We start from the raw sequence: 3,295 nt of genomic DNA on the forward strand, positions 1-3,295 counted from the left end.
GGCTGGGTCGCCTGCTGGAGAAGCGCACCGGCACCGAGCAACCACCGAAAAAGGACGACTGAGATGAATTCCCACCTCTGGGCCCTGCTGAACACGGTCGTCTGCGGGGCGATCATGGTTGTCTGCATCTGCCGCTTGTCGGTCATGCACGTAGGCATTCGCAAGCTCGTCCGTCTCAAATACACCCTGCTGCTGTCCGGCGCCTGCGCATACGGATTTCAGCCGTTCATCTTCGGCACATGGCCCACGCCCGCAGGTATGTTTTTCGTGGTCACGGTGTTTGTCGGGCTGCTCACCAGCTCGCACCGCTGGCGCCGCGCCGCCCCCATCGAGACCGAAACACGTCCTGCCGAACTGGCCTGAGAGCGTCGTCCGAAATTGTGCCGCAGAGGTGAATAACGCAGGGATCAACACAATGCGCAGCATTCAGCAAAGGACTGCGCATGCGCCCCTGTTTCAAATTCACAGCCAAGGCGGGTAAAAAGCCCGCGGTCTTGGCGCTAGACGAGGAAATCGGCTTCTGGGGCACCCAGGCCAAAGATTTCCGTGCCCAACTGGATGCTGTCGAAGGCAACGAACTGGTGGTCGAGATCAACTCGATTGGCGGTGACGTGATGGCCGGCCTGGGCATCTACAACATGCTGCGCTCCTGGGCCAAGGACGGCAAGACCGTCACCACCCGCGTGACCGGCATCGCAGCCAGCATCGCCTCGATCATCGCCCTCGCAGGCGACAAGCGCGAGATGCCCAAGAACACGTTCGCCATGGTGCACCAGGCTTCGACCATCGCAGCCGGCACCTCGGAAGACATGCGCGACGCGGCCAACTGGCTGGACAAGGTGGACGGCTCTCTGCGCAACATCTACATGGACCGCATGGGTGCTGACGAAGCCAAGGCCGCCGAAATCATGGCGAAGGACACGTACCTGACCGCTGACGAATGCCTGGACCTGGGCTTCGCCACTGCGCTTCTGGACGACATCCGCGCCACGGCCAAGTTCGACCTGGCCCGCGCCGACCTGCCCGCCAACGTGGCTGCGATCTTCAAGGCGGAAGCCGACCCAGTGGTTGACCCCGTTGTTGACCCTGTGATCGACTCTGTGATCGACCCTGTGATCGACCCCGCGGTGCCAGACACCCCCGTCGCCAAGCAGATCGAAGCCCTGGCAATCACCGCTGGCCTGCAGGCCTACGCCGCTACGTTCGCAGTGGCCTGCACCTCGCTGGACGAAGCCAAGACCCGCATCACTGCGGCCAAGGAAATTGTGGCGCTCTGCGCCGTTGCCAAGCGCCCGGACGATGCCGCCAAGGCCATCCGCGCCAACCAGTCCGTAGAGGACGTGCGCGCCGCGCTGATCAAGGCAATGGCCGAGGCCGATGAGCACACCAACAACGCGCCTCCGGCGCGTGGGTCCCAAACCGCCGGCCAGTCCGGGGTGTTGTCGGCGAAAGCCGTCTACGAAAAGCGTGCGGCACGCAAGCAAAACTCTCGCAAAGGAAACTGACCATGGCAACCTCTCTTCTCTCCACGCCGCGCGTCAAAGCGGTGATCATTTCGGAAGCGTCCAACCAGCGCAGCCGTGAAAACATCGTCGTGACCCAATCGGGCACCGCGCTGGCCTCCGGCACCCTGCTGACCCGCTCGGGCGACGCAGGCGAGGGCACCTTCGCCATGGACGCCGGCGCAACTGGCAACCCCACGGCGGGCACTATCACTGTCGGCGCTGCGGCCATCCCCGGCGTCTACGTGATCGAGTTCACCGCAGCCACCAAGTTCACGGTGGAAGACCCTGAAGGCAAGACCGTCGGCACCGGCACGCTGGGTGCCGCCTTCAGCAAGGGTGGCGTCGGCGTCACGCTGACAGCAGGCGCAACCCCCGCAGTGGCTGGCGACACCGCGACCATCACCGTGGCTGCAGGCTCCGGCAAGTACATCGCCTACACCGCCAACGGCGCCGCAGGCCCCGCTGACGCGGTGCTCTACAACTGGCTGCCCGCCAAGACCGGCGACTCCGACGCAGTGGGCTTCGTGCGCGACGCCGAGCTGAACCGCTTCGAACTCACGGGTCTCGACGCGGCAGGCCAGACCGACCTGGCGAAGAAAGGTCTGATCGTGCGCGGCACGGCTGGCCTGCCAACCGTTTCCACCCCGGCTCTCTGAGCCTTTCATCTCTCGACTCAGGAGCACAAGAAACATGGCAACCCTCGACATTTTCCAGGACGATGCGTTCAGCGTTACGTCTCTGTCCAGCACCATCACGGACATTCCCGACGTGCCCACCAAACTGGGCGACAAGGGTCTGTTCCAAGAGGAAGGCATCTCGACCACTTCGTTCATGATCGAACGCCAAGGGTCGAGCATCAAGCTGCTGCCCACCGCCCCCCGCGGCGGTGTGCGTGAGCCTGTCGCCCTCGGCCCTCGCAAGCTGATCCCTCTGCACGCTCTGCACATCCCCGCCTCATGGTCGGTGCTCGCAGACGAAGTGCAAGGCATCCGCGCCTACGGCAGCGAGACCGAAGTCGAGCAGGCAGCCACACTGGTGCAGCGCAAGCTCGCCAACGTGCGTGCCAGCATGGACCTGACCCACGAGAACATGCGCGTCGGCGCACTCAAGGGTCTGGTGACCGACGCCGACGGCTCCACGCTGCTCGACGTGTACGACGCCTTCGGCATGACCCAGCAGACCCAGTTCTGGAACATCGCTGTGGCCGCCAACGGCGACCCCAAGGCTTCGATCATCACCCTCAAGTCGATGATCCGCGCCAAGATGGGTGGTCGCTCCTTCGGTCGCATCCGCGTGATCTGCTCGCTGGGCTTCTTCACCCCCCTGGTGCAGAACACCAAGATGATCAAGGCGTGGGAACTGTGGAACCAAGGCGCCTACCNGTCGCTCCTTCGGTCGCATCCGCGTGATCTGCTCGCTGGGCTTCTTCACCCCCCTGGTGCAGAACACCAAGATGATCAAGGCGTGGGAACTGTGGAACCAAGGCGCCTACCTGCGCACCGACCAGGTGAACGGTGGCGACTTCGAGTTCGCAGGCGTGATCTTCGAGGTCTACGACGGCGGCACCTCGGCCGGCGACTTCATCGCTGACGGTATCGCCTACGCCTACCCCGAAGGTGTCCCCGGCATGTTCCAGTCCAAGTTCGCACCTGCGGACTACATGGAGACGGTGAACACGCAGGGCCTGCCGTTCTACGCCAAGCAGGAAGCGATGCCTTTCAACAAGGGCATCATCGGCGAGGCGCAGTCCAACCCGATCCACTTCAACTCGTTGCCCGAGGCAGTCATCA

General features: G+C 63.7%; 4 protein-coding genes and 1 pseudogene. All 5 read left to right on the plus strand.

Features of this window, described 5'->3' with window-relative positions; genetic code table 11:
• On the plus strand, window positions 1-363 hold a 363-nt coding region (locus I6F10_RS19695), incomplete at its 5' end, for a hypothetical protein (RefSeq protein ID WP_231620016.1).
• Between the two features lie 80 nt (window positions 364-443).
• Window positions 444-1,505, plus strand: coding sequence for a head maturation protease, ClpP-related (locus I6F10_RS19700; protein ID WP_114488101.1), 1,062 nt, complete (start codon window positions 444-446; stop codon window positions 1,503-1,505).
• Window positions 1,506-1,507: 2 nt separating this feature from the next.
• On the plus strand, window positions 1,508-2,161 hold the full coding sequence (locus tag I6F10_RS19705; protein ID WP_114488102.1) for a head decoration protein: 654 nt from the start codon (window positions 1,508-1,510) through the stop codon (window positions 2,159-2,161).
• Window positions 2,162-2,195: 34 nt separating this feature from the next.
• Window positions 2,196-2,768: pseudogene (locus I6F10_RS20410) on the plus strand (major capsid protein); the annotation flags it as partial.
• A gap of 175 nt (window positions 2,769-2,943) precedes the next feature.
• Window positions 2,944-3,295: major capsid protein (locus tag I6F10_RS20415; protein ID WP_331461836.1), on the plus strand; the 352-nt coding region annotated here is incomplete at its 3' end.

The sequence above is a fragment of the Pseudoalteromonas sp. SWYJZ98 genome, from assembly GCF_015864495.1.
Classification (GTDB): Bacteria; Pseudomonadota; Gammaproteobacteria; order Enterobacterales; family Alteromonadaceae; genus Pseudoalteromonas; species Pseudoalteromonas distincta.